This is a genomic window from Streptomyces sp. NPDC041068 (assembly GCF_040647455.1).
GTDB lineage: Bacteria > Actinomycetota > Actinomycetes > Streptomycetales > Streptomycetaceae > Streptomyces.
On the sequence record NZ_JBEZCG010000001.1, the window covers coordinates 68,730 to 92,412 of the forward strand.

Genomic DNA, 23,683 nt, shown 5'->3' on the forward strand with positions numbered 1-23,683 from the left:
TACGCCGGGCCGATACGGTCCGGAGGGATGCGGTGTCCCTACCCGCCACCTGCCCGTCGAAGACGATCACCGCGGGCCCGATGACGCGGTGAACGGCCGGCCCGGTTAGCCTGGTGTCGGCGGTGATCCCCCGGGCAGGGCCCGGAGGCGCCGCGCGGCGGTGGGGCCCGCCGTACCCGAACCGCGGCGCGGAATGCCGCCAACGGTCCCTACTTGCGAACGAGCGCGCTCGAAGACGGGCGACGGCGAGTAGGAGACACGGAGACACATGGACCCCGCAGAGCGTGCAGAGAGCGCAGGGCCCGCAGGAACCACGGGACCCGGAGAACCCACAGAGCACACAGGTCCCACAGACCTTGTAGATCCCACAGACCCCGACATCGACCTGTCCGTACCCGCCCAGCGGCGCGAGCTGACGCACGGCCAGGGCCTCGTCCTCGCCGCCGTGGCCCTGGGCGGCGGCATCGGCGCCTCGGCCCGCTACGCGGCGTCCCTGCTCTGGCCGGGCGTCGCGGGTGGCTTCCCCTGGACCACGCTCGTGGTGAACGCCGTCGGCTGCGCGGCGATCGGCGTCCTCATGGTGCTGGTCGCCGAGGCGCGGACGGCACGCGCGCACCCCCTGCTGCGGCCGTTCCTCGGCACGGGCGTCCTCGGCGGCTTCACCACGTTCTCGACGTACGCGGTGGACATCGAGCGCCTCGTGAGCGCGGGACGGGCTCGCACGGGCCTGGTCTATCTGGCCCTGACCCTGCTCACGGCGCTCGCGGCGGTCTGCTGCGCGGCGTGGACGACGCGCCGTCTGCTCGCACGGAGGGCGTCATGAACTGGCTGCTCGTCGCCGTCGGCGGAATGATCGGCGCCCCGCTGCGCTACCTCACCGACCGCGCCGTGCAGACGCGGCACGACTCCCGCTTCCCCTGGGGAACCTTCACCGTCAACGTCGTGGGCTGCCTGGTCCTCGGCGTGATCACCGGCGCCGTCACGGCGGGCGCCGCCTCCTCGCACACCCAGCTGTTCCTCGGCACCGGGCTGTGCGGGGCGCTGACGACGTACTCGACCTTCTCGTACGAGACGCTGCGGCTCGCCGAGAGCGGTGCGCGGTTCTCCGCGGTGGCGAACGCCATCGGGAGCGTCGCCGCGGGCCTCGGCGCGGCCTTCGTGGGGATGGCCGCGGCCGAGGCCCTGTGGCAGTGACACCGTGGAGTTCGCGCCTGGCCGCGCCGCGAGTTCGCGCCTGACCGCGCCGCGTCTTCAGGCCACGGCAGAGCCCGTGCGCATCAGTTGACGCGCTCGTAGCGGAGCAGGACGACGCCGTTGCCGAACGTCCGCGTCTGCGTGAGCCTGAGGTCGGCCTTCACGTCCGAGGCCTGGAACATGGGCCTGCCCCGGCCGATCAGGACGGGATGGACGTACACGTGGATCTCGTCGACGAGCCCGAGCCGCAGGAAGGACGCGGCGAGATCGGCGCCGCCGAGCGAGATGTCGCCGTCCGCCGACTCCTTGAGCGCGCGGATCTCCTCGGGCACGACCTCGCGCAGGATCGTGGTGTTCCAGTCGGCCTGCTCCAGCGTCCTGGAGAACACGTACTTGGGCATGTCGCGCCAGATCGCGGCGAACTCCCGCATCGGCTCGGTGCTCTCGGGATCGGCGTCGGCCGTCGGCCAGGCCTCGGCCATCAGCTGCCAGGTGACGCGGCCGTCCAGGAACGCCCCCATGGCACTGGTCAGTTCGTTGAAGTGGCGGTGGAGTTCGTCGTCGACCAGATGCCAGTCCAACTCGCCGTCCGGACCCGACATGAAGCCGTCCAGAGATGCCGACATCGCCCAGATGATCTTCCGCATCGCGGTCCTCGCCATCGTCGTAGCAGCGGTCCTCGCCATCGTCGTACCCGCTCAGGGACGCATGGCCGTGACGATACGCCGCACGGACGGGGCCGTCAGGCGGGGCGCGTGGGCCTCAGTCGTGCCCTCGCCGCACGCGCGCCCCGGCGCACGCCGCGCCGCGCGGCCCCCGCGCGGGACCGGCACCGGCGTCGCAGTGCGCCCGCCCGGCGACGCCACGCCCGCGTGCGCCGTGTCGCGCCCAGCTCGGCGAAGAGGTCCTCGTGGCGGCGGACGATCGGGTCCGGGTCGTAGCGGTGGGCGCTCTCCCGGGCGGCGGCCCCCATCTTGCGGCGCAGCGGGGCGTCCTCGATGAGCTCCACGAGCGCCTTCGCCAGCGCGTGTCCGTCGCCGCGCGGCACGAGCCGGCCGTCGTGCCCGTCCCGGATGATCTCGGCCGGGCCGAGCGGGCAGTCGGTGCTGACCACAGGGACCCCGCAGCGCATCGCCTCGACGAGCGTCATGCCGAAGGACTCGGCGTCGGAGGCGGACGCGACCAGAGACGCCTTCGCGAACTCCGCCTCGATCGGTGAGCGCACCCCCATCAGCCGGACGTGCTCGCCGAGCCCCAGGCCGTCGATCATGTCCTGGAGCCCCGCCTTGGCGGGACCTCCGCCGTAGATGCGTAGCTTCCATTCCGGATGCTGCGCGGCCACCGCGGAGAAGGCCTCCACGAGCAGGTCGAAGCGCTTGCCCGGCACGAGGCGGCCCGCGGCGGCGACCACCTTGGCGGAGCCGTCGGAGGGCGGACTCTCGGGGGCGGGCACGATGTTCGGCACCGCGAGGACCCGCACGCCGGGCAGCGGCATGCGCGTGCGGTAGACGGCGGCGTCCGCCTCCGTGGTCGTGACCACGGCGTCCAACTCGCGGTAGTGGCGGGCGAGTTCGGCGCGCAGCCGCTTGCTGTGGGCGTCGTGCCGCAGATGCTCCTGGGCGATGCGCAGGGCGCGGCGCGGGCCGAAGCGGGCGAGGTAGACGTTGATGCCGGGCCGGGTGCCGATGACGACGTCCGCGTCACAGCCGCGCAGATAGCCCTCGACGCGTACGTCGTGCAGGCGCGTGTACTGGTGATGGCGCCGGTCGGCCTCGGGAAAGTCCCGCGCGGGCTCGGCGAGGAGCGGATCGCCCGTGTCGGCGCTGCCCACGCGGGTGTCGACCAGCGGCACGAGGGCGATCCGCGGGTCGACCGCGAAGCGCGGCGCCTCGCGGTGACGTGTCATCGACACGACGCGGACGTCGTGTCGGTCGGCGAGCGCCGCCGCGAGGTTGAAGGTGGTGCGGATGGTGCCGCCCACGCCGTAGGCGTTGTGCAGCAGAAACACGACCTTCATGCGGTGCTTTCCCCCTGGCGGAGCGCGACGGGACCGTGCGGGTCCGGTTCGACGGGCCGCGCGGTGGACGGAGGCCCACCCTTGCGCCCCGGGGTAAGCCGCGGGGCCTCGGCGGGTGAGGGGCGGGTAAGAAGCCATGAGAGGCAAGGTGAGAGCCGGGTAAGAAGAAGGCGCTGCGGGCACCCGGCGGCGGGGCCCCACCAGGCGGCTTGGCAGACTGGGCGGATGCCCCACACCGTGCTGCTCGCCGAGGACGACCGCGCCATCCGGCATGCCGTCGAACGCGCGCTCACCCTGGAGGGGTACGAGGTCACGGCCGTGGCCGACGGCATCCAGGCCCTCGCCAGCGCCCATCTGCGGCCGCCGGACATCCTCGTCCTCGACGTGATGATGCCCGGCATCGACGGGCTCCAGGTCTGCCAGGTGCTGCGCGCGGAGGGCGACCGCACGCCGATCCTGATGCTGACGGCACGGGTGGAGACCGCGGACCGTATCGCGGGCCTCGACGCGGGCGCCGATGACTACGTGGCCAAGCCGTTCGAGATCGAGGAGGTCTTCGCGCGGCTGCGGGCGCTGCTGCGCAGGGCGGACGGCACCGGGCGGCGACCGGACGCCAAGGGAGCTGCCGGGGAGCGGCCGGGCGGGACGGCTTCTTTCGAGGGCGGCGACGGCCTGGGCGGCGCGGAGGTTGCGGGCGGCGTGGGTGGCCCGCACGGTTCGCGCGGTGCAGGTGGCGTGTCGGGTTCGGGTGGCGCGGGCGGTGCGGAAGGTTCGGACGGCCCGCACGACTGGGGCGGCGCGGGCAGCCCCGACGGGCTGGACGGGCTCGTCACCGCGGGGGATCTGCGGATCGACCCGTTGGATCGCCGCGTGTGGCGCGGCTCCGTCGAGGTCGATCTCACCCGCACGGAGTTCGACCTGCTCGAACTCCTCGCCCGCAACGCCGGGATCGTCCTCGACCACCCCACCATCTACGACCGCATCTGGGGCTACGACTTCGGCCCCAGCTCCAAGAACCTTGCGGTGTACGTCGGTTACCTCCGCCGCAAGCTCGACGTGGCGGGCGCGGCGCCGCTGATCCACACGGTGCGGGGCGTGGGGTACGTCCTCCGGGAGCCCTGAGCCCCGTATGCGTTTCCGTCCTCCCCGTCTTCGAGCCCGCCCCCACCTTCGAGCCCGCCCCCACCTTCGCCTCCGCGTCCTGCGCGGCGCGCGCCGTTCGCGGACCAGTCTGCGTACGACATTCGCGGCCTCCTTCGCGGCGGTCGCCGCCGGCGTGACGCTGCTGGTCGGCCTGGTCGGCTACGACGCCGCGGCCCACCTCGTCCGCAGGGACCAGCAGTCGGTCTTCACCGAGGTCGTCGGCGACCTGCGTACCCAGGTGCGGCACCGGGCCCTCGACGCCGAGGACTACGCGACCGGCGACCTCGACCACGACGGCCTCCGCGACGACCTGGCCCGGCCGACCCGCGCCGACGTGCAGGTCCTCGACGCCGGTGGCCGGATCGTCGACCGGGGCAGCAGGCCGCTGCCCGTCGGCGCGATGGAGCAGGAGGTCGCCGCCGACCTGCAGCCGGGCAAGGTGGCGCGGCGGAACATCGAGATCGGCGGCGAGGACTACCGCCTCGCGACGGTCGCCCTCGGCGGCGGCCGGGGCGCGGTCCAGGTAGCGCAGCAGTTCAGCGACACCGAGGACCTGCTCAAGGAGTTGCAGAACCGCACGGTCCTGCTCGCCTGCCTGGTCGTGCTCGCCGCGGGTCTTGTCGGCTGGTGGCTGGCCCGACGCATCACCCGCCGCCTGGTGCGCCTCGCGCACGCCGCGGAGGGCGTCGCCGCGACGGGCCGCGTCGACATCCAGGTGCCGGTCGCCGGGCGCGACGAGGTGGGCAGGCTCGGCCGCTCCTTCGACCACATGCTGGGCCGCCTCGCGCAGTCCGAGGACGATCAGCGCCGCCTCGTCCAGGACGCGGGCCACGAGCTGCGCACCCCGCTCACCTCACTGCGTACGAATATCGCGCTGCTGCGCCGTATCGACGAACTGCCGCCCGACGCGAGGGCGGAACTCGTCGCCGACCTGGCCGAGGAGTCCCGCGAACTGACCGACCTGGTGAACGAGTTGGTCGACCTCGCGGCGGGCAGGACGGACGACGAGCCCACGGAGGAGCTCACCCTCGCGGAGGTCGCAGAGGACGCGGCGTCCGCGGCCAGGCGCCGCACGGGCCGCGCCGTGACGGTCACCGTACGGACGCCGGAAGCCCCCGCGTTTCCCGGCCGACCCGCGGCTCTGCAGCGCGCGGTCACGAACCTCCTGGAGAACGCGGCCAAGTTCGACCGAGGCGGCACGGAACCCATCGAGATCGCGGTCACGGATCACCGCGTCGAGGTCCTGGACCGAGGCCCCGGAGTGGCGGAAACGGACGCGGCCCACATCTTCGACCGCTTCTACCGCGCCCCGAACGCCCGCAGCCTGCCCGGCTCGGGCCTCGGCCTCTCCATAGTCCGCGACGTGGCGACCGCACACGGCGGCACGGTGTTCGTACGGGCACGGCGGGGCGGGGGAGCGGTGATCGGGTTCACGGTGGGGGAAGAAGGGCGCGGGTGAGTGAAGGCCGGGCCTTGAGGGGGGCCGGGGCACCACGTGGTGAAGGCTCCCGCGGACGTGTGCGGGAGCCTTCGGGGTGTGGCGCGGTCCGGCGGTGTCGGCTACGCCGTCGGCTGGGCGAAGTCGCCGCTCAGCGCAGCGGCCATCCGCAGGTGCCCAGCCGCGTCGTCGGCGCGGCCCTGCCGCTCCAGCGTGCGGCCCAGCATGAGCCGGGCGTAGCTCTCCACCGGGTCGAGCTCCAGGACCTTCAGCAACTCGGTCTCCGCGCGCCGAAGTTGGGCCGAGTGGTAGTAGGAGCGGGCGAGCAGCAGACGCGGGGCGACCTGCTCGGGCACCTCGTCGGCCAGGGCGTCGAGGATGCGCGCCGCCGTCGCGTACTCCTTGGCGTCGAAGAACTGCCGCGCGCGCTCCCAGCGCTCCGCCGCCGTTCCGTGGTCGTAGTACGTCATGTCCACTGTCTGCCTCCTTCGATGCCTGCAACGCCAGGATGTAGTTGAATATTCCACCAGACTTCCGTCGGGCTTCCGCCGGGCTTCTAGCGGGCTTCCACCGGGCCTGGCGGGGTACGGGGCTGAGCCGTGACTGCCCCGCGGTGCCGCGGGGGGGGCAGGTTGTGCGGCATGAGCAACTTGATCGCGAGGCGCCCCGTCCTTGTGCGGCGGACGGGGATTCGTCGTCGCGGAGCCGGTACGGGAACTCCTCAGCCCCCGACGGGTCAAGCTCGGCGAATCCGCCGAGGTCCGCCGCCTGTCGCCCAACCTGGGGCGCCGCATGATCGGCGCCTGGTGCTTCGTCGTTCATTGGTCCACAGCACAGACGCCCCCACCTGCAGCGATGCGGGCGGGGGCGTTTTCTTGTGTCCTACCGAGTCCGTCCCCGCGGCTTGAGCGGTGTCGAGGGCAGCGTCGGCGCCGCAAGCGGGCCGCCGTCGTACCCCTTCACCTCTCCGAACCGGCTGCCGGTCATCCAGTCCTCGCGGGCCTGCTCGATCTCCTGCTGCGTCCTGCCGACGAAGTTCCACCACATGATCAGTTCTTCGGCGAAAGGCTCGCCGCCGAGCAGCATGATCCCGGCGTCGGACTCCGCTCGCAGCGGCAGCTCGCTGCGGCCGCAGCCGAGGTACAGCATCGATCCTGGAGGGACCGGCACGCCGTCGACGTACACCTCGCCGGACATCGACAGCACGCCGTACTCGAAGTCGGGCACGAGGGGGAGCCGGGCCTCGGCGCCGGCTGCGAGCGCGAGGTCGGCGCCGACGATTGGGGTGTACGTCGTGCCGGGGGACGTGGCGCCGTCGATGTCACCGAGGATGACGGTCGCCTCGATGCCGGGCGCGGACACTTTCGGCAGCTCGGCATGGTGCTCGAACTTCGGGTCGGTATGCCGGTCCGCGTCAGGCAGGGCGACCCACAACTGCGCGCCGTGCAGGAGGCGGGCGTGCGTCCTGGGGCTCTCCTCGGAGTGCGAGATCGCTCGGCCCGAGGTCATCAGGCCGAGCTCACGGGGCCGAATCGTGGCGAGACTGCCCGTGCTGTCGCGGTGCAGCACCTCGCCGTCGTGCAGCCAACTGACGGTCTGCAGACCCATGTGCGGGTGGGGCGGCACCTGCATGCCGGGCTCGTCCGCGATGTCATCGGGCCCGTAATGATCAACAAATGCCCACGCGCCGATCATGCGACGCCCCAGGTTCGGCAGGAGCCGCCGCACTTCCGTGGATTCCCCGAGCTGGACGCGCTTCGGGTTGAGGAGTTCCCGTACGGGTTCGGCGACGACGAATCCGCGGCCGCCGCACAGTGAGGGAGTGGCATGCCGGTCAAGGTTGCTCATGTCGGACAACCTAGCCGTGATCATGTTCGGATGGCACGCGTACCGGCGCCCCGGTCCCGTCTTGCGGAGACGAGTTGGACCGGGGCGCGGCGTCGCGTCCCAGTGCGGGGCACTGGTCGGCGACGTTTTGACGTCCGCCGCTCCTGAGTCGAGGGGCGGCGGGCACGAACTGGTCAACGCACGGTAACTCCAGCGAGCCATGTGTGTACTGCATCTTTCAAGGGCGTATGCGCGGGGTGTTCCGGGGAGGCGGACGGGCCGCCCGGCGGGACTCGGAGGAAATCAACCGTCGGGCGAACCTGCCCCGGGGAACTGCTGCCTGCCGAGCGGTTCGATCTCGATCGCGAGCGCGCCGAGTGCTTCTTTCTCCGGCGGATGGATGCTGCGGATGTTCGCGAGCTGCTCCTCGCGGCTCGACGACGGGTTGACGTTCGACGGGCCCTCGCCGTCGAGCAGCGCCTCGAAGTTGTCGAGCGGAAACGCTCCGAGTGGCTGGTGCGGTCATCAGGTGGCCGAGCTCGCGGGCGAGTACGAGCGGGCGAAGTGCCGCGGGTCGGGCAGGAGGACCTCGGCCATGGAAAGCAACTGCTCGACGTACTCGGACAACGATCCCGGCCACATGCGGGTGTTGAGCATCCATGGGGCTGCGCCGTCGGGCAAGGGCGCTTTTCCCAGGGGCGCAGGCGGCCGGGACGCGGAGGTCTCGGAGCAAGCTGGGCCGTCATGTCTCCTAGCGGCAGTGGATGGTGTCGTGGATGGTGTGCCCTTGGCTGCCGTTGGACCACTCGACCTGCCAGTGAATGGCGCACTCGTCGAGCATTTCGTCGGCGGTCGGCGTGCGAGCGGTCAGCTCGACCGTCTTCTTCTCGCCCTTGGAGATCTCGCACGTGATCATTGCTGAACGGCCCTCGTCCCACTTGGCGGTGCCGCAGCCCGGGGTAGCCGATGAGATCCCGTGGCCCTGGAGTTCGAGCTCCCCTTCGGCCTCGCCATTGCTGGCCACGGTGAACCTGATCGGGGTCTCGGCGTAGGCGTCCCGATGCTTCGGTGTCACCTCGACGGTGAACGGCAAGTCCTTCTTCGGGCTGGTCAGGGTGAAGGTGCTCGTCACCGTGCCCTCAATATGAGTCCCGCTGAGAGGTTCGTTGTTGTGGGCGTGCACCGATACGTCGGCGACGACTGTGTAGGTGCCGGGGCCGACATAGGGGAGGGAACGGTTCACCGTCCCGCGGGCGACCTGCTCACCGTCGTGGAGCATCTTCCACGTGCCCGTGACGTCGCAGTGCTTCCATGTGCCGGTGAGATTCCAGCAGTTGGACCCCGTGGCGATGGTCATGAACTGGCGGGCCTTGCCGACCTTGGCGCACAGTCTGACATTGGCCTTGTTGGTGCGGCCACCGCTGAGCGTGTGGATCCTGCCGCAGTGCTGTTCGGGTCCGGCCTGCGCTGCCGCCCGCGGAGCGGCGGCGGGGGATACTGCGACGGCCTGGGTGGCCGGCAGGCCGCTGAGCGCGGTGGTGATGGTCAGGGTGGTCAGGAGGGTCCGTCGCATGTCTGGGGTACCTCACATCGCGTAGAAGCAGAGGGGGACGGGTCCGCAGTCTGGACCGTGCGGCGCTTCCAACACCGATTTCTCCGTCCGCGCCGCTTCACTTCACCTGATCGGCCCGTGTGAAAACGGACTGGCCCAGAGCTCCTTGACTTGGTGGCCAGCCATCGGGGTGGCAGTCACAGCCGGGACTCGCTCCTGCCAACAACTCGCCGAGGAGGCGGGCCGCACCGTGCTCCGGCACCGCCGTACTTCTTGTCGTGGCGAGCAAGGCGGTCGAGGATGTGCCGTTTCCCGGCGTCGATGTGCGGGTGGAGGACGGGTGGAGGAGAGGAGCGACTCCTCCGGTGTCCTGGTGGAGCCACTTCCCCAGCCACAGCCAGCGGGACAGGTGCGGGTGGCTGACGCGTGCACCCGCGTGGTTCCGGGCATCGAACGAGGCTGCCGCGAGTGGCGCCCTTGGATCACCCGTCGAGACCGGCGGCGTAGTCGGGGACATAGGACTGCAGGTCCCGTGGCGGACGCTGGTAGCCCGTCGTGGGTGGGCGCGGCGGCAGGCCGAGCTTCGGTGGCGGCACGTCGTGGTACGGGATCGTCGAGAGCAGGTGGGCGATCATGTTCAGCCGCGCGCTGCGCTTGTCGTCGCTCTCGACGACGTACCAAGGTGCTTCGGGGATGTCGGTGTGCACGAACATCTCGTCCTTCGCCCGCGAGTAGGCCTCCCACCGCGTGATCGACTCCAGGTCCATGGGGGACAGCTTCCAACGGCGTGTGGGGTCCTGGAGACGGCGGCGGAAGCGCTGTTCCTGCACCGCGTCGCTCACCGAGAACCAGTACTTGCGCAGCAGCAGTCCGTCCTCCACCAACAGGCGCTCGTAGAGGGGGCACTGGTGGAGGAAGCGCTGATGCTCCGCTTTGGTGCAGAAGCCCATGACGTGCTCGACGCCCGCGCGGTTGTACCAGCTCCGGTCGAAGAGAACGATCTCTCCCGCCGCGGGAAGGCGTTCGGTGTATCGCTGGAAGTACCACTGTGTGCGCTCGCGTTCGGTGGGCGCGGGCAGTGCGACGATGCGTGTGACGCGTGGGTTGAGGTGTTCCGCGACGCGTTTGATGGTGCTGCCCTTGCCCGCCGCGTCGCGTCCCTCGAACACCACGATGAGTCGGGCTCCCTCGGCTCTCACCCACTCCTGCAGCTTCACCAGTTCCGTCTGCAGGCGGTACAGCTCGCGCTCGTACAACTCCTTCTTCATGGTCACGCACCTGCCTCACGCCATCGCACGCTCGTATCCCGCAACGACCCTACGGAAGAATCCGGCGGCGAGAGCCCGGTCGTACGCGGCGCGCAGGTCTGCCCCGAAGCAGGGCCATGAGGACCGGGTGCGCGGCCCGGACGGCCTCTCCGGGCTGAGCCGGGCGGCCGTCACGCCCGACCGCATGACCGACGGAGCAGCCGGCTCCCGTCGCCGCCACCGACGGGCCGATGCCGCAGACCAAGGAGCATGTGCTGCCGGCCCGGCAGGTGGGCGCGCCGTACATCGTGGCCGCCCTCAGCAAGGCCGACATGGTGGACGACGAGGGGATCCTGGAGCTGGTCGAGCTCGAGGTCCGTGAGCTGCTCAATGCTGCGCGGGATCAGGCGTGAGGACGTCGAGCGCGGCCAAGCTGTCATCAAGCCGGACTCGGTCACCCCGCACATGGACTTCGAGGGGTGGGCGTACATCCTCTCCAAGGACGAGGGCGGACGGCACACCCCGTTCTTCGCCACCTACCGGCCGCAGTTCTACTTCCGCACGACGAACGTCACCGGGGTGGTGATGTTGCCCAAGGGCACCGAGATGGTCATGCCGGGCGACAACACCACGGTGATCGTGCAGTTGATCCAACCGGTCGCCTTGGAAGTGGGGCTCGAGTTCGCCATACGCGAGGGTGGCCGCACCGTGGGCGCCGGGCAGGTCACCAAGTTACTCAAGTGACACGTGTGGGCGCCTGGTTGTGGATGGAGGCCATCGCCGGGCAATCGCGCTCGCCCACGGGAACGCACGACGGGGCCGATCGGCCCCGTCGTGGGGCCCTTCGGTGGCTGGCGCCGAAAGGCCCGGCGGGTGTCGTGTGGTCGCATCGGAAAGTTCGCACGCTTCGCGCGAGAGGGGGAGCCATGGACTGGCCCCTTGCCGTTGTCATCATCGCCGCGATATTCGCGGTGGCCGCCATCGCCAGCGCCTATTTCGCCCGGACGTCGAAGAAGTAGGTGTTGATGCCACAGCAGACGCGCTCGGGTTCGGGAAGCCGGAATGAGGGACGGGCCTGTCCGCCCTCTGAGGTGAGCCTCTTCGGAGAGGCGCTCGGGCCCTTCCGGATGACGACACCACGCGCCGTGAGCGATGTACGGGATGGGTGAGGGGGCCGATGGGACCCAGGCGGCAGTCGACTCGGGGCGTGCTGGTCGAGCCGATGAGGAGAGCTGCCGGTCGCCTCCTGCCCGAAGCACTCGCTTCCACTCTGCACGGACTTGCGGCCCAAGAGGGGCCGTTCGGTCCCGTGAGGGCGCCGACAGGCCTCTCGCCTCCCCTTGGACCTGCGAGGAGTCTCGGTCCTGGATTGTGGTGGGGTGACACTGCCGTGCCGGGTGCGCGACGGTGTCATGGCACACCAGGAGCGGTTCACGCTCGTCGTCGGCACCCCGTTCGTCCGGAGAGTCCTGTGCCTGGCCGGGCTGTCGCGTGCCTTCGACATCACGGTTGGCTTGCAGGTCACGGCCGACCGGTACATCGAGGGAAGGCCCGATCGAGAAGTCCGCGAGGCCATCGCCCGACCAACCCCGTGAGGGCCGAACGCGACGGGCGTACGGGGAACGGTGTCTCCCGTCGGCGCTGCGCGGGCCCGGCCCGGGGGAGGGCGAGCCGGGCCGAGCGAGCGCCCACGAGGAACCGAGGGAGCCGCCTCGCCCGCTCGCCTTGCGGGCTCACTCCCCATTTCTGCCCCCGGTTCTCCATGTTCTGCCGGGTCGGACGTCACTGCGAGGACGGGGCCGGCGCGGGTCGGCACTCGGGAGCGTCCTGGCCGGAATCAGAGATGCAGTATGGCCGGCGGCAGGATGAACAGAGCCGCGCCGCAAGGGGGAGCGTCTCCCTGCCGTCCGGAAAGACGTTCGCGTCCGCCCCTTCTCTCCCCGCTGCCGCGACAGAACCTGCCGTGCTCCGAACGAAGCTCCGACCGGGCCGTGTTCCGGGCGGAGCGATGACGCCGAGGATGGCGCGTATCCGCTGTGTGGCCGCACATGACAGTGGCAATAGTTTGAATAGACGGCTGTCAACCCCGGCAGCTGTCGTATCCGTTGCCGACACCCGGCGTGCCGTCATGAACAGCGACGGCACGCACTCGACGGATTCCACCGTCTCCCTACAACCTCATGATGCGGTGAGGACTCATCACCCCATGTCCATGTCCCCTTGGCAGGATCGCTACTCAATCGTTGAACGGCACACTGGCGCCGCCGTTGTCGTCGAACTCCACGGCGAGTTCGACCTCCTTGCCGCGGCCTCTCTCACGGGTTGCCTCCTGAAGGCGACCGGTGACCAGGACCATGACGTGATCGTCGACCTCCGGCCGGCCACCTTCGTCGACGCCAGCACCCTCGGAGTGCTGTCCGGGGCGTACAACCGCATGCGGGGCAGCGGCCACCGTCTGCAGGTGGTGGCGACCCGTCCCCTCACCGTCAGAATCCTCAAGATGTGCCGGCTCGACCGAGTGCTGCACTTGGTGAGCGCGCTTCCCCCCACCGGTGAACTCACGGCGAGCCGTTCGGCGCAGGGCGCGTGAGGCAGTGCGACGGAGGCCCCCTCCTCAGCTGATGTGGAGGGGGTCGACCAGAACAGGTCGTCGAGTGTGCTGTCGCCCAGCGGAAGCCATCACCGCCACGGTGACGGGCGGTGCGGACATCGCGTATCCGATCGTCATGGTTCCTGCCGCGCCAGGAGGGAGGGCTCCTTGCCGAGGCACTTCCTGGAGCCGGTACCAGTTCGTCTCACCGGACCGAGCAAGGAGAGCACCTGGTCGGGTGGGCGGCGAGGGAGGTCGGGCAGATGTCCGTCGCGCAGGGCCAGGCCCAACCGAAGGATCATCTGCGGGTAGGCGTCCGCAGTGATCGTCCTCCGGATCTGTGCGCGCATCCGCGGCACTTCGAGGGGCTGGGTGTGGAAGGCGGCCATGACGCGTTGGTCCGCGGCGCACAGCAGGACGCGCTGAAGCGCCTGTCCGGCACACAGCCAGTTCACGCGGTGGTCGTGCGGGGTGGCGAGCACGACGACCAGACCTGTCCTGGACGCCAATGACCACGGTGGTGCGGGAATCGTGCGTGTGATGCCGGTGTAGTCCCGTCCGGCGTAAGGGGTGTAGTCCGGGTGGTAGGCGCAGGCGGTCTCGGGCACTCCGTCCAGGCGTTCCTGGTCGGCGGAGTACGTCCACCGTGCCAGCTCGACGACATGCCCGAGGTCCGTCCGGTGGATGGCTTCGGCGGTCCGCACCACATCCGCCAAGCGCTGGCGGTCGTCCCGGAACTGGACCGCGTACAGGGTGGCTCCTTCGGCCCGTGCGTGACCGCACAGGGCGTCGACCAGGGGCGGTGGCAGCGGGTCCGGTCGCAGTGGCCCGCGAACGGTTCTCCGCCGAGCGAGCGCGGCGTGCAGTCGGGCCTCGTCACCGGTGGGCGCGCTGTACGAGCCCCAGGTCACCCGAGCCAGGCATGACGTGTCCCAGGGGCGCGGGAAGTACTCCACGCGCGGAGTGAACCCGAGATGCCGCACGGCGAGGCGGACGTTGAACAGTGCGGCCCCGCAACTGATGACGAGCTCGCGCCCGTCGGGGTCCGCCAGTGGAAGCCGCCGGCCGATGTCGGCGTGCAGTTCGAGCGCTCGGTCCTGTTCGTCACCGACGAAAAACCAGGGTTGTGTGTTGTGGATCGAGGGGGCGGTGACGGCCGCGCGGACGAGGTGATGGGCCGCATGGCCCGGTTGCGCGGACACGGACATCACGGCACCGCCCTTCTGCCTTCATGTGGGGATCTGCGGGCCGTTGCCGACGACGCGCCGACGGGCGCGCCGGAAGCCTCCGGGCACGCCTGCTCCCACGCGTGCTTCGACGCGCGGCGTCAGTGTTTGGTGACGGTGCGGCCGCCACTTGCGCGCAGCGCGGTCAGGCGCCGCTGGTACTCGTCTTCGTCGATCTCTCCGCGGGCGAATCGCTCGCTGAGGATCTGTTCGGCCGAGCCCGTGGCAGGCGTGTGGGACGAGCGGTCAGGGAGGCGGTTCAGGGCACGGACCAGCAGGACGACGGCGGCGATGATCAAGGCCCAGAACAGCAGGCCGCCGGTCGACACCGTGAACCAGTCCCAGCCACTCATGTCGCGATTGTCGTGCCAGTGCATGTCGGGTCATCTCCCCGGGGGACGAGCTTCCGGCGCAAGGCTCTCGCCGTTGGTCGGCGGTACTCGGTCGGTCGGCGGTACTTGTCCCTCCGCACCGCACCATCGCATGCACGCAGGACGCCTCACAGGGGCCGGTCGTCCCGGGGTGTGGACCGCACGGCCCGGATCCGAGGGTCGCGTTTGGCGGCACGATGGCCGCAGACAGCACAGGTGAGACGCGGCCGGGGCACGGCCGCATCGGCGACGAAGGACACCAGCTGCCATCAACAAGGGAGGAGGGACGGGGATGAGGGATTCGACAGCCGACCAGGGATCGCGGACGCTTCATCCGGTGGTGACGGCGCCCGCGGGCCGTACCGATGTCACCCACGTCGCCGGACAGGCGTACGCGGTGTTCGTGCGCGAACACGAACTGACCGTGGACCAGCCGGTGGGCGCAGGCGGTGACAACGACGGGCCTACGCCGGTGGAGCTGTTCGTCTCCTCGTTCGCCACGTGCGTGGCGTACTACGCGGGCCGGTTCCTGCAGCGCCACCGGCTGCCGTACGAGTCAGTCCTCGGCGTGATCCATCCCCCGCAGGTGGCCCCGGTCGGCGCCCGCTACCTCATTGCAGTCGACCGACTGCTGCAGAATCCAAGGGAGTTGACCTCGCGAACCACACCGAAGCACTGGACGTCCTCAAGGACGCGATCAGACAGATCGTCCCCGACGCCGACTTCGCGGACATGCGCCCCGACGACACGTTCCGCGACGCCCTGGAACGGGACTCGATCGACTTCATGAGCCTGGTGGAGCTGCTCTCCGAGCGCACGGACCTGCGGATCGAGGAGGACGACTACCCCGCACTCACCAAGCTCGCCGACGCCACGGACTTCTTGGCCGCACGCACCTGCCAGGAGACGGCGGCCCACCGTGTTGGTGCGCGCACCGGCCCGACGGGCCGGTCTGCGGGTCGTCGCGCACGGCTGAGACATGTCCCGTGGCACACGGACGGCACTCGACACCGAGGTGAGACATGAACGTTCTGGTGGGATACGCCACCGCACACGGTTCGACCCGCGAGATCGCCGAGCACATCGCGGCCTGCCTGGCACAGGCCGGACTGAAGGCCGATGCCCGATGCATGGGGGAGGTGGACGATCCCGACGCGTACAGGGCGTACGTCCTCGGCAGCGCGGTGCACGGGCAGGCATGGCTGGAGCAGGCGAAGGACTTCCTGCGCCTCAATGACGACCTCCTCCAGATGCGGCCTGTGTGGGTGTTCAGCGTGGGGATGCCCGCCGCTCTGCGCGGGCCGTGGCGGAAGGCTGCGGCACGCAAAGAGCAGGAGGTGATCACGGAAGACCTTCCCGGACACATCCCGTACCGGAGCCACCGGCTCCTGTCAGGTGTCATTCGACCCGGCCATCTGCCCGTGACCGGCAGGCTCGTCTTCCGCTTGATGGGTTGCCGGTACGGGGACTTCCGTGACTGGTCGGCCATCGACGCCTGGTCGCACGACATCGCCGGGGAACTGGCTCGCATCTGAGCACCCGGCCGATGGACCGTCCCCGTCACGCCGTCGCCGTACGTTCAGGAATGAGGGATGACGGCCACGGGGCAGGTGGCGTGGTGGATCGCGGCGTGGGCGACGGGTCCGGCGTGCGGGCCGAACCGCGGCCCTTCAGGCGCGCGTCGGCCGACGACCACGAGACCGGCACCGGCAGCCGCACCCACCAGAGGAGTGGCGGCACCGCCCTCGACGAGGGTCTCGGCGACGGTGACACGCGGGTACCTCTCCCGCCACACGCACAGCAAGGCCGACAGGAAGCCGTGCCATTCAGCCTCCCGTCCCCGGTGGTCGACGAGACCGATCTCCCCGGGGCCGAGGGTGAGCACCGACGGACCGGTCCATGCGGACACCACCCGCAGACGGGCGTCGCGCAGGTCGGCCGCCTCGAAGGCGAACTCGATCACCTCGTCGCACGGATCACCGAGGTTCAGGCCGAGCACGACGTCTCGGTGCGGGGCGCGGACCGAGGGCCTGCCGTCCTTGCCGGGGAGGCGCTCGTCCTCGAAGCGCTCGTCGGCCCGGACGAGCACGACGGGCCTCGACACCCGTGCGACGACTTCCTGTGCGACGGAGCCCACCAGGAGTCCGGTGAATCCACTCAGCCCGCGGGAGCCGATCACCAATACCTCGGCCTGCTCTGCAGCGCGCAACAGGGCGGCGGTGGCCGACCCCTCGCACTGTTCGGCTGTGAGGCGTACGCCCGGGGTGGTGGCTCTGACTCGGCTCTCGGCCTCGCGCAGGATGCTCCGGGCCCGGCGACGTCGCACCTCGCGTGCCGACACGGCGGTCGCCGGGGCGGAGGATGCCGGATGCGGGCCCCGGCGCCGGGCGTGCAGCAGTCGCAGCGGCACGTCGCGGCGCAGCGCCTCCCACGCCGCCCATTCCGCGGCGGTGACGCTCTCGGGTGATCCGTCGACTCCCGCGATGACCGGTCGCAGCGGCATCATGCGGTCCCTTCCGACGCTCCATCGCCGTCCTCGTGCTCCTTGTCGTTCATCCTCGTGCTCCGGACGGGCCGGGGTGGAGGGGCTGCAGGGCCCCTTGTCGGGTCCGTCCGGCCCCTGCACGTGCCGGTCGGTGTGGCCGACCGTGGACATTAGGACCCTGGTCTCCAGGACCCGTGGGCGAGCGGACGAGCGAAGGGCGAACTGGCATGGAGGGCAAGGTCGTTGTCGGAGTCGACGGATCGGCGCGCAGCCGCGTCGCCGCGGACTGGGCGGCACGTGAGGCCCTGTCGCGCGGGCTGGTGCTGCGGGTGGCCCATGTCTCGCCGTCGTGTGGGCGGGGGCCGGTGGGGCGATGGCCCTACCGCCCCGAGACCGTGGCGGACCATGTGGTGGCGGAGCTCGCGGTGCGGCATCCGGCGCTGGCGGTCGAGGACGCGTGGCTGACAGGGGCGCCGGTCCCCGCCTTGGCGGCCTGTGCCGCCACCGCGGAGATGACGGTGCTCGGCCGACGGGGAGCGGGAGGCTTCGCCGGTCTGTTGCTGGGATCGGTGGCGCACGGCGTCGCCGCGTCCGCCGATGGTCCGGTGGTCGTGGTGCCGAGCGGGCTCGTCGGTGAAGGACCGAGGCGTCGGCCGGACAAGGTGACGCTCGGCCTCGACGCCCGTCATCCGGCCGAAGGACCCGCCGACTTCGCTCTGGACTTCGCGGGCCGCAGGAGCGTGCGGCTGCACGCGCTCCACGCCTGGGCACTCCCGCCCGCCGCAGGCAGGCTGCCTCTGCCCGTACCGGAAGCGGACCGTGCCACTTGGGAGGACCACGAGGTGCAGTTGCTGTCCGACGTGCTCGTGCCCTGGCGCGAGAAGTATCCGCAGGCGCGGATTCTGGAGGACATCGTGCTGCTTGCCCCGGCCGAGGCCTTGGTGCGGGCCTCGGACAGCGCCGAGCTGGTGGTGGTGGGACGGCGCCGAGAGGGCGGTCTCGGGCCGGTCGTGGACGCCCTGGTGCGCCGTGCCAGGTGCCCGGTGGCGGTGGTCCCGTCGTGACGATCAGTCATGTTCCTCGTACTGCCCGGCTCTTGTGCCCGTTCGGCCTCTCGTGCGGGACCAACGGCCTCTCTGCCGGGCCGCGATGACCGGCACAGACTGAGTGGCGGCAGTCGGACAGGCGACATTCCCGACCCTGCTGGATGCCCGTCCGTGAGGAGGGTCCCATGCACAGCACACGCCTGGACGCGTCGACGTTGGAGAAACTGGTCTCCGCGGCGACTGCGGCACCCTCGCTGTACAACACACAGCCCTGGCGCTTCCGCCTTGACCCGGACACCCTCACCGTGGAGATACGGGCCGCCGTCGAACGGGGTCTGCCCTACGCCGATCCTCATGGGCGCGCCCTGCATGTGGCGGTCGGTGCCGCGGCCTTCAACCTGCGGGTGGCAGTGGCTCATCTGGGCTGGAAGCCGGTCACGCGGCTCTTGACGGACCCGGAGCATCCCGATCTGCTCGTGACCGTGCGCATCGCCGGTCGCGCGCGCCCCGGCGTCGAGCACCGGGCGGACCTGTACGACGCGATCTGGCGCAGGCACAGCAGCAGACTTCCGTTCTGCGACAGGCGTCCCCCGGTGTCCGCACTGGCTGAGATCGCGGCGGCCGCGCATGTGGAGGGCGTCTCCCTGACGCTTCCCGGCCCGCACGAGACCGACCGTCTGCTGCGGGTGACAACCGAAGCGGAGCGGCGCAATCACGCCGAGGCGGAGCGCGGCATCGAAAGCCGACGATGGGTGCGCACCGAGGCCGGGGGCGGAGACGACGGCCTCGGCATACCGGCAGCGACACTCGGACCGCAGGACTCCTTCGAGCAGATCCCGATGCGGGACTTCACCGCGCGGCGGTACCTCGACGACCTGCCGTCCCGGCCCTTCGAGCACTCGCCCACCATCACGGTGCTCGCCACCCGTCACGACCGGCGCACGGACTGGCTGCGTGCCGGCCAGGCCCTTCAGCACGCGCTCCTCGTCGCGACGGCTCACGGCCTGCGCTCCTCGCTGCTGCACCAGGCCATGGAGTGGCCGGACCTGCGCAGGTACCTGCGGGCGGCCGACGCGCCACTCGACCACGTCCAGATGCTGATGCGCCTTGGCTACGGCCCCGAGGGGCCTGCGACTCCCCGACAGCGCGCAGACCTCGCTCTCGAACAGGACGGTGCCCCGTTAGGCCCTTGGCCGTCGCTGCGGCGTGCTGCTCATATCGAGGGAGAGAAGTGAACGAGCAGAGGGGGGAAGGAACATGGCAGCCGTCGTCGGCGTGGCCCTCGGAGTGCGACCGCTCCCGGGCGAAGACCTGGCCGAACTGGACCGCAGCGCACGGCTTCTGGCCGCCGAACTCGCGGAACTGGACGTCGAGTCGGTCGGCCCCCTGCCCGCGGCCCGAGCACCCGAGCACGCCAAGGGCCTCGGCTCATGGATGGGATGGCTGCTGGTAGAGCTTCCCTCGCAAGCCGCCTCCCTGACCGCGCTGTTCGCGGCCGTCGCCGCCTGGACCGCGCGCACCCACCGCACAGTGGAGCTCACGCTGGACGGCGAGACCCTGAAGGTCGAAGGCGCCACTCCGGCCCAGCTGGACCAATTGATCCATGCCTTCCTCGCCCGTCACAGCACTCGTTGATCCAGGCTCCGCACGTCGGTACGCCCTGGTGGTGGCCACTTCTGCCTACACGGACACGTCGCTGCGACGGCTTCGGGCGCCTGCCGAGGACGCGGCGGCCATGCAGGACCTTCTCTCCGCTCCGGGATTCGGCGGATTCGACGTCAGGTCGGTCATCGACGCGCCGCGCCGACGGGTCGAGGAGGTCGTCGAGGACGTCCTGAATGCCTGCGCGGCCGACGACGTCGTCCTGTTGTACCTGTCCTGCCACGGTGTCCTCGGTCAGCACGCGGAGCTGTACTTCGCCACCAGAGACACGGACAAGGAGCGGCTCGGCTCGACCGCGATCGAGGCCCGCTGGCTGCTGGACCGGCTCGACGAGTGCCGGGCGCGCCGCCAAGTCCTCATCCTGGACTGCTGTTTCAGCGGTGCGTACGACCGGCACGTCAAAGCGTCCGACGATGTGGGAGTGGTGGTGCGCTTCCGGGAGGGACGCGGCCGCGCCGTCCTCACCGCCTCACGTTCCACGGAGTTCTCCTTCGAGGGAAAGAGGATCAAGGGGGCCGTCATGCCCGGCTCGCGCTACACGCGGGCCCTGGTCGAGGGAATCCGCACCGGGATGGCGGACACGGACGGCGACGGCTGCGTTTCCGTGGTCGATGCGCACGAGTACGCGGCCCGGGTGCTGCGGGGCCAACGGGCCCCGCAGCACCCGGAGTTGTCGCTCTACCGCGTGGAGGGCTCGATCCTGCTGGCCCGCTGCCCGCCCGGCCGACGACCGGGCGTCAGTACCGAGGTGCCGTCACGGCTTCCCTTGCCCCGGTGGCAGCGGCTGCGCGTACGCGCGGCTGTCCGGCTGCGCGGCCTGCGCGCGCACCGGCTGCTGTCGCTTCTGGTGGCCGCCTGCCTCATCGGCGCGCTCGCGGCCGGACTCGTCCTGTCGGCCCGCGGCGGCGCGGGCAGCGATGGCGGGAAGCGAGGTGGCTCGGACGACTTGGGCGTGGTGTCCGGCGAAAGCGTGGCCTTCAGCCCGGACGGGAAGATTCTCGCTGCCACCCGCACGGGTAAGGCCAGTTACGGCGTGACGGAGAACGCCTCGATCCGTCTGGTGGACCCCGTCACCGGCAAGACGGTCCGCACGCTGCGGGCCGAAGGTCACGATCCGGTGAGCCTTGCGTTCAGCCCGGACGGCCGCACTCTCGCCAGCGGCGGCGGAAACGGCACCGTACGCCTCTGGGACCCGGTCACCGGTGCCGTGCGGCACAGGCTGAGGGGACACGACTGGGTGAATGAAGTGGCCTTCAGTGCGGACGGTGGCATGCTCGTGAGCGCGGGAGACGACGGGGCCGTCCGGCTGTGGAACCCGCGGACCGGGAAACCGCTCCGCTCGATCGTCGCCCACGAGAACGGTGTCGCCAGTGCGGCGTTCAGCGCCGACGGCGCCCTGCTGGCAACGGCCGGAAGCGCCCTCGATCCCGGTGACGACCAGACGGTGAGGTTGTGGGACCCTGCCACAGGCCAACGGATCCGCTCCGTCGAGGCCGGCCGAGAAGGCTTCTGGAAGTTGGCGTTCAGCCCTGGTGGCACGGCACTCGCCGGGGCGAGTACGGAGGGAGCCGTCCGACTGTGGAATCCCGCCACGGGCCGGGCGATCCGAACACTCGACGACACGGACCTCCAGGACACGGACTTCGAGGAGACGAGCCACTTCTCTGTGAGCCTGGCATTCAGCCCGGATGGAACCCGCCTTGCGAGCGGCGGCTTCGACGGGGAAGTGATGCTATGGGACCCCGCTGCCGACGCCCCTGTCTCCGCCCTCACCGGCCACACGTCCGCCGTCAACGCCCTGGCCTTCGCTCCCGAAGCCCGCCGACTCGCCACGGCAGCCGACGACGGAACGGTCCGGCTGTGGGACGTGGACACGGGCAAGACCCTGCGTACGTGGTGACTCCATGTCCCGGGCCGGGCGGTCGCAGCGTGAGGTTCCCGGTGAATCCGGTGAACGGCCCGGGTCAACGGGCCCGACCACAAGGCCACTTGGCCCCTGTGCGCCACGGGGCGGCGGAGATGAAATGGCAGTGAGAGAGGGGGAAGTTGCCATGATCGCATTCCCGAAGCCGCGCCGCCGGACAGCGGCCGTCTCCGTTCTTCTGATGGCACTGACCGTTCCGACGGCGGGCGCGAGTCCCGCGATGAGAGACACGCTGTCCCACGAGGGCGCGGTGGCTCCCGTGCGCAGCGGAAGCCCCACGTCGACGGTCGACCACGTCGCGGACTTCTACGGCACCTACATCGACGTCCTGCACGACGCGGGCCGCGGCTCCCTGGCCAACAGCCTGCGCCACCACTACCTCACCCCCGGTCTGCGCAAGAGCCTGGTCCGCTGGGAGACGGCGCATCACCGGGACGGAGTCCTTCGAGCGAAGGGTGTGCCGACCGCGTGGAAGGTCACCTATCAGGACAGCGGCATGGGTCATTGCTGGACGCGCGTCACGCTGACGTGGCACGACCGGCACCACCGGTCCCACCACAGCCATCTGGTCGTCCAGTCGGACATCGCGACCATGGACATCTCCGGCATACGCGCGGACACCGCGAAGTAGCGGAGCGAGAGCCAGGGGATGGTGGGGGCGATGGAGCCTTCCCTGATCGTGGGGGGCGACGATTCGGCGTCGAGTCCGGCGGCGGTCGACTGGGCCGTGGACGAGGCCGACCTGCGGGGCCTCGGGACCGGTTCACGCGGCAGGGGCGCGCTCCCCGGGCTGCTGCTCGGTTCGGTGAGCCTCGCGATGGCGTCCCGCGCGCTCCGTCCCGTCGTCGTGGTGCGCGGCGGCGAGGAGAGCCGCAAGGGCGGGCACGGCCGTGTCGCGCTCGGGGTGAGCGAGGGCGCCACCGGCGTCGCGGCTGTCCGGTTCGCTCTCGAAGAAGCCGAGGCGCGGCATTGCGCGCTGGACGCGGTGCGCGCCTGGCGTTGTCCCGCGCACGAGACGACAGATCACCCGCTCATCGTGGGCGAATCGGCCCGCCATCACCAGCGTCAGGCATCCATGCTGCTCGATGTGGCGCTGCGCGCAGGGGCACGTGATCACCCCGATGTGCCCGTCCGGTGTGTCGCCATCGAGGGGCCCGCCCACGAAGTGCCGAGTGGACGCACGGGAGCGGCGGATCTTCTGGTGCTGGGTGCCCGGCGGCGCTCCGACCGCTTTGGACCGCAACTCGGCCGGGTGGCCCATGTGTTGTTGCGTCATGCCGACTGCCCGGTCGTCATCGTGCCTCGACGGGGCGGACATCCCGCCCCACGGGGCCTTCTCCGGAGGTGCTGGTCATGCGGCGACCCGTTGTCGTCGGTGTCGATGGATCCGCCGAGAGCTTGGCTGCGGCCGAGTGGGCGGCGAGGGAGGCGTTGCTGCGGGAGCGGCCGCTGCGCCTGCTGTACGCATGGAGCCGGAGCCCGTACTTGCTGATCTCAGTGTCGGCGAACACGGCCCGGCGCTCCGAGGCGACGCGTATGCGGCGTGCGGTCGAGGCCCGCATCGGGAACCGGTTTCCCGGGCTCCGGTGGCAGGAGGCACTGGTCGAGGGCCCGGCGGCCCTGGCCCTGGCGCGTGCCGCGGAGGGCCCGGAAATGCTGGTGCTCGGTCGGCGCGGGCGACGGGACGTCCTCGCTCTCCCCCTCGGGGCGGTCGCCCTGGGGGGCATCGCCCGCGTCGAGCGCCCCGTCGTGGTCGTACGGGCGGGCGAGCAGGAGAAGGGCAGAGCCGTGGCCCCCCTTCCGTCGGCGGCCGATGGTGCCTCGTTGCTCGTCGTGGGGCAGCGCTTGCGTGAGCCCTCTCGCGCCGAGGCACACGGATCGGTTCGGTCGCCCGTGCCGTGGGGCGGCGCGCCGGCTGCCCGGTAACCGGCGTCGCGCACCGGTGACTCGTCCGGCGGGCC

The 23,683-nt window shown here is 70.8% G+C and carries 25 protein-coding genes and 4 pseudogenes; 18 read left to right on the plus strand and 11 right to left on the minus strand.

The annotated features are described in order from the left end of the window. Positions 1-268 precede the first annotated feature (268 nt). Both crcB (AB0B50_RS00245) and crcB (AB0B50_RS00250) read left to right on the plus strand, forming a co-directional pair. Positions 269-823, plus strand: coding sequence for a fluoride efflux transporter CrcB (gene crcB, locus AB0B50_RS00245; RefSeq protein WP_362323183.1), 555 nt, complete (start codon positions 269-271; stop codon positions 821-823). Beyond that, positions 820-1,194 (plus strand): fluoride efflux transporter CrcB, encoded by a 375-nt coding sequence (crcB, locus tag AB0B50_RS00250; RefSeq protein WP_362323186.1) that lies wholly within the window; start codon positions 820-822, stop codon positions 1,192-1,194. The genes crcB (AB0B50_RS00245) and crcB (AB0B50_RS00250) overlap by 4 nt, the downstream gene beginning before the upstream one ends. Before the next feature lie 83 nt (positions 1,195-1,277). On the opposite strand, the gene AB0B50_RS00255 is transcribed toward crcB (AB0B50_RS00250), so the two are convergent. Then, positions 1,278-1,841, minus strand: a complete 564-nt coding sequence (locus AB0B50_RS00255; protein WP_362323189.1) for a dihydrofolate reductase family protein — start codon at positions 1,839-1,841, stop codon at positions 1,278-1,280. Positions 1,842-1,936: 95 nt separating this feature from the next. Beyond that, entirely contained in the window at positions 1,937-3,211 is a 1,275-nt protein-coding gene (locus AB0B50_RS00260) for a glycosyltransferase family 4 protein (protein WP_362323192.1), read from the minus strand. A gap of 225 nt (positions 3,212-3,436) precedes the next feature. Here AB0B50_RS00260 and AB0B50_RS00265 point away from each other — a divergent pair, with 225 nt between their 5' ends. Further along, positions 3,437-4,333 (plus strand): response regulator transcription factor, encoded by an 897-nt coding sequence (locus AB0B50_RS00265; protein WP_362323195.1) that lies wholly within the window; start codon positions 3,437-3,439, stop codon positions 4,331-4,333. Positions 4,334-4,340: 7 nt separating this feature from the next. Beyond that, positions 4,341-5,813, plus strand: coding sequence for a HAMP domain-containing sensor histidine kinase (locus AB0B50_RS00270; RefSeq protein ID WP_362323198.1), 1,473 nt, complete (start codon positions 4,341-4,343; stop codon positions 5,811-5,813). A 101-nt stretch (positions 5,814-5,914) separates the two neighbouring features. Here AB0B50_RS00270 and AB0B50_RS00275 read toward each other — a convergent pair whose 3' ends face one another. After that, complete coding sequence (locus AB0B50_RS00275; RefSeq protein ID WP_362323201.1) at positions 5,915-6,268, minus strand: tetratricopeptide repeat protein; 354 nt, start codon at positions 6,266-6,268, stop codon at positions 5,915-5,917. Positions 6,269-6,426: 158 nt separating this feature from the next. On the opposite strand from AB0B50_RS00275, the pseudogene AB0B50_RS00280 reads away from it, so the two are divergent. Then, positions 6,427-6,617 (plus strand): annotated as a pseudogene (locus AB0B50_RS00280) (pirin family protein); the annotation flags it as partial. A 57-nt stretch (positions 6,618-6,674) separates the two neighbouring features. Here the strand turns inward: AB0B50_RS00280 and AB0B50_RS00285 are convergent. From AB0B50_RS00285 to ppk2, 5 genes and pseudogenes are all read right to left on the minus strand, one after another. Then, positions 6,675-7,640: a pirin family protein gene (locus tag AB0B50_RS00285; protein ID WP_362323204.1), complete on the minus strand. Its 966-nt coding sequence runs from the start codon at positions 7,638-7,640 to the stop codon at positions 6,675-6,677. A gap of 282 nt (positions 7,641-7,922) precedes the next feature. Continuing rightward, positions 7,923-8,108 (minus strand): annotated as a pseudogene (locus tag AB0B50_RS00290) (hypothetical protein); the annotation flags it as partial. 36 nt (positions 8,109-8,144) lie between these two features. Continuing rightward, the gene (locus tag AB0B50_RS00295; protein ID WP_362323207.1) at positions 8,145-8,300 is read right to left on the minus strand and encodes a hypothetical protein; all 156 of its coding nucleotides are present in this window, start codon (positions 8,298-8,300) and stop codon (positions 8,145-8,147) included. A 70-nt stretch (positions 8,301-8,370) separates the two neighbouring features. Then, positions 8,371-9,192: a hypothetical protein gene (locus AB0B50_RS00300; RefSeq protein WP_362323210.1), complete on the minus strand. Its 822-nt coding sequence runs from the start codon at positions 9,190-9,192 to the stop codon at positions 8,371-8,373. A 461-nt stretch (positions 9,193-9,653) separates the two neighbouring features. After that, positions 9,654-10,439, minus strand: coding sequence for a polyphosphate kinase 2 (gene ppk2, locus AB0B50_RS00305; RefSeq protein ID WP_362323213.1), 786 nt, complete (start codon positions 10,437-10,439; stop codon positions 9,654-9,656). A 209-nt stretch (positions 10,440-10,648) separates the two neighbouring features. Here ppk2 and AB0B50_RS00310 point away from each other — a divergent pair. The 3 genes and pseudogenes from AB0B50_RS00310 to AB0B50_RS00320 form a co-directional block, all read left to right on the plus strand. Beyond that, positions 10,649-11,162 (plus strand): annotated as a pseudogene (locus tag AB0B50_RS00310) (GTP-binding protein); the annotation flags it as partial. A gap of 653 nt (positions 11,163-11,815) precedes the next feature. Beyond that, positions 11,816-12,013, plus strand: coding sequence for a hypothetical protein (locus AB0B50_RS00315; protein ID WP_362323215.1), 198 nt, complete (start codon positions 11,816-11,818; stop codon positions 12,011-12,013). 617 nt (positions 12,014-12,630) lie between these two features. After that, complete coding sequence (locus AB0B50_RS00320) at positions 12,631-13,008, plus strand: STAS domain-containing protein (RefSeq protein ID WP_362324987.1); 378 nt, start codon at positions 12,631-12,633, stop codon at positions 13,006-13,008. 134 nt (positions 13,009-13,142) lie between these two features. On the opposite strand, the gene AB0B50_RS00325 is transcribed toward AB0B50_RS00320, so the two are convergent. Together AB0B50_RS00325 and AB0B50_RS00330 are read right to left on the minus strand one after the other, a co-directional pair. Next, complete coding sequence (locus AB0B50_RS00325; RefSeq protein WP_362323218.1) at positions 13,143-14,216, minus strand: hypothetical protein; 1,074 nt, start codon at positions 14,214-14,216, stop codon at positions 13,143-13,145. Between the two features lie 119 nt (positions 14,217-14,335). After that, on the minus strand, positions 14,336-14,611 hold the full coding sequence (locus AB0B50_RS00330; protein ID WP_362323221.1) for an SHOCT domain-containing protein: 276 nt from the start codon (positions 14,609-14,611) through the stop codon (positions 14,336-14,338). 286 nt (positions 14,612-14,897) lie between these two features. Here AB0B50_RS00330 and AB0B50_RS00335 point away from each other — a divergent pair, with 286 nt between their 5' ends. The 3 genes from AB0B50_RS00335 to AB0B50_RS00345 are packed head-to-tail and all read left to right on the plus strand — an operon-like array spanning position 14,898 to position 16,140. Next, positions 14,898-15,395: an OsmC family protein gene (locus AB0B50_RS00335; RefSeq protein ID WP_362323224.1), complete on the plus strand. Its 498-nt coding sequence runs from the start codon at positions 14,898-14,900 to the stop codon at positions 15,393-15,395. Further along, on the plus strand, positions 15,338-15,631 hold the full coding sequence (locus AB0B50_RS00340; protein ID WP_362325086.1) for a hypothetical protein: 294 nt from the start codon (positions 15,338-15,340) through the stop codon (positions 15,629-15,631). The genes AB0B50_RS00335 and AB0B50_RS00340 overlap by 58 nt, the downstream gene beginning before the upstream one ends. Then, positions 15,628-16,140, plus strand: a complete 513-nt coding sequence (locus AB0B50_RS00345) for a flavodoxin domain-containing protein (protein ID WP_362323227.1) — start codon at positions 15,628-15,630, stop codon at positions 16,138-16,140. The genes AB0B50_RS00340 and AB0B50_RS00345 overlap by 4 nt, the downstream gene beginning before the upstream one ends. Before the next feature lie 44 nt (positions 16,141-16,184). On the opposite strand, the gene AB0B50_RS00350 is transcribed toward AB0B50_RS00345, so the two are convergent. Then, positions 16,185-17,108 carry a universal stress protein gene (locus tag AB0B50_RS00350; RefSeq protein WP_362323230.1) on the minus strand — a complete coding sequence of 308 codons (924 nt, stop codon included), beginning with the start codon at positions 17,106-17,108 and terminating at the stop codon, positions 16,185-16,187. 209 nt (positions 17,109-17,317) lie between these two features. Here AB0B50_RS00350 and AB0B50_RS00355 point away from each other — a divergent pair, with 209 nt between their 5' ends. The 7 genes and pseudogenes from AB0B50_RS00355 to AB0B50_RS00385 all read left to right on the plus strand — a co-directional run bounded on the left by AB0B50_RS00355 (position 17,318) and on the right by AB0B50_RS00385 (position 23,648). Next, the gene (locus AB0B50_RS00355) at positions 17,318-18,154 is read left to right on the plus strand and encodes a universal stress protein (RefSeq protein WP_362323233.1); all 837 of its coding nucleotides are present in this window, start codon (positions 17,318-17,320) and stop codon (positions 18,152-18,154) included. A 167-nt stretch (positions 18,155-18,321) separates the two neighbouring features. After that, on the plus strand, positions 18,322-19,371 hold the full coding sequence (locus AB0B50_RS00360; RefSeq protein ID WP_362323236.1) for a nitroreductase family protein: 1,050 nt from the start codon (positions 18,322-18,324) through the stop codon (positions 19,369-19,371). 22 nt (positions 19,372-19,393) lie between these two features. After that, positions 19,394-19,771 carry a hypothetical protein gene (locus tag AB0B50_RS00365; protein WP_362323239.1) on the plus strand — a complete coding sequence of 126 codons (378 nt, stop codon included), beginning with the start codon at positions 19,394-19,396 and terminating at the stop codon, positions 19,769-19,771. Then, positions 19,740-21,698: a caspase family protein gene (locus AB0B50_RS00370; protein ID WP_362323242.1), complete on the plus strand. Its 1,959-nt coding sequence runs from the start codon at positions 19,740-19,742 to the stop codon at positions 21,696-21,698. Before AB0B50_RS00365 ends, AB0B50_RS00370 begins: the two co-directional genes overlap by 32 nt. A 151-nt stretch (positions 21,699-21,849) precedes the next feature. Further along, positions 21,850-22,353, plus strand: coding sequence for a hypothetical protein (locus AB0B50_RS00375; protein WP_362323245.1), 504 nt, complete (start codon positions 21,850-21,852; stop codon positions 22,351-22,353). Positions 22,354-22,539: 186 nt separating this feature from the next. Beyond that, positions 22,540-22,965, plus strand: a pseudogene (locus AB0B50_RS00380) (universal stress protein); the annotation flags it as partial. 110 nt (positions 22,966-23,075) lie between these two features. Further along, positions 23,076-23,648: a universal stress protein gene (locus tag AB0B50_RS00385; protein WP_362323248.1), complete on the plus strand. Its 573-nt coding sequence runs from the start codon at positions 23,076-23,078 to the stop codon at positions 23,646-23,648. Positions 23,649-23,683 lie beyond the last annotated feature (35 nt).

Excerpts from the sequence above, each read along its gene's own strand:
- crcB (WP_362323183.1), top strand. The coding sequence starts at position 269 with ATGGACCCCGCAGAGCGTGCAGAGAGCGCAGGGCCCGCAGGAACCACG.
- crcB (WP_362323186.1), top strand. The coding sequence starts at position 820 with ATGAACTGGCTGCTCGTCGCCGTCGGCGGAATGATCGGCGCCCCGCTG.
- AB0B50_RS00255 (WP_362323189.1), bottom strand. The coding sequence starts at position 1,841 with ATGCGGAAGATCATCTGGGCGATGTCGGCATCTCTGGACGGCTTCATG.
- AB0B50_RS00260 (WP_362323192.1), bottom strand. The coding sequence starts at position 3,211 with ATGAAGGTCGTGTTTCTGCTGCACAACGCCTACGGCGTGGGCGGCACC.
- AB0B50_RS00265 (WP_362323195.1), top strand. The coding sequence starts at position 3,437 with ATGCCCCACACCGTGCTGCTCGCCGAGGACGACCGCGCCATCCGGCAT.
- AB0B50_RS00270 (WP_362323198.1), top strand. The coding sequence starts at position 4,341 with ATGCGTTTCCGTCCTCCCCGTCTTCGAGCCCGCCCCCACCTTCGAGCC.
- AB0B50_RS00285 (WP_362323204.1), bottom strand. The coding sequence starts at position 7,640 with ATGAGCAACCTTGACCGGCATGCCACTCCCTCACTGTGCGGCGGCCGC.
- AB0B50_RS00300 (WP_362323210.1), bottom strand. The coding sequence starts at position 9,192 with ATGCGACGGACCCTCCTGACCACCCTGACCATCACCACCGCGCTCAGC.
- ppk2 (WP_362323213.1), bottom strand. The coding sequence starts at position 10,439 with ATGAAGAAGGAGTTGTACGAGCGCGAGCTGTACCGCCTGCAGACGGAA.
- AB0B50_RS00320 (WP_362324987.1), top strand. The coding sequence starts at position 12,631 with ATGTCCCCTTGGCAGGATCGCTACTCAATCGTTGAACGGCACACTGGC.
- AB0B50_RS00325 (WP_362323218.1), bottom strand. The coding sequence starts at position 14,216 with ATGTCCGTGTCCGCGCAACCGGGCCATGCGGCCCATCACCTCGTCCGC.
- AB0B50_RS00330 (WP_362323221.1), bottom strand. The coding sequence starts at position 14,611 with ATGCACTGGCACGACAATCGCGACATGAGTGGCTGGGACTGGTTCACG.
- AB0B50_RS00335 (WP_362323224.1), top strand. The coding sequence starts at position 14,898 with ATGAGGGATTCGACAGCCGACCAGGGATCGCGGACGCTTCATCCGGTG.
- AB0B50_RS00340 (WP_362325086.1), top strand. The coding sequence starts at position 15,338 with ATGCGCCCCGACGACACGTTCCGCGACGCCCTGGAACGGGACTCGATC.
- AB0B50_RS00345 (WP_362323227.1), top strand. The coding sequence starts at position 15,628 with ATGAACGTTCTGGTGGGATACGCCACCGCACACGGTTCGACCCGCGAG.
- AB0B50_RS00350 (WP_362323230.1), bottom strand. The coding sequence starts at position 17,108 with ATGCCGCTGCGACCGGTCATCGCGGGAGTCGACGGATCACCCGAGAGC.
- AB0B50_RS00355 (WP_362323233.1), top strand. The coding sequence starts at position 17,318 with ATGGAGGGCAAGGTCGTTGTCGGAGTCGACGGATCGGCGCGCAGCCGC.
- AB0B50_RS00360 (WP_362323236.1), top strand. The coding sequence starts at position 18,322 with ATGCACAGCACACGCCTGGACGCGTCGACGTTGGAGAAACTGGTCTCC.
- AB0B50_RS00365 (WP_362323239.1), top strand. The coding sequence starts at position 19,394 with ATGGCAGCCGTCGTCGGCGTGGCCCTCGGAGTGCGACCGCTCCCGGGC.
- AB0B50_RS00370 (WP_362323242.1), top strand. The coding sequence starts at position 19,740 with ATGCCTTCCTCGCCCGTCACAGCACTCGTTGATCCAGGCTCCGCACGT.
- AB0B50_RS00375 (WP_362323245.1), top strand. The coding sequence starts at position 21,850 with ATGATCGCATTCCCGAAGCCGCGCCGCCGGACAGCGGCCGTCTCCGTT.
- AB0B50_RS00385 (WP_362323248.1), top strand. The coding sequence starts at position 23,076 with ATGCGGCGACCCGTTGTCGTCGGTGTCGATGGATCCGCCGAGAGCTTG.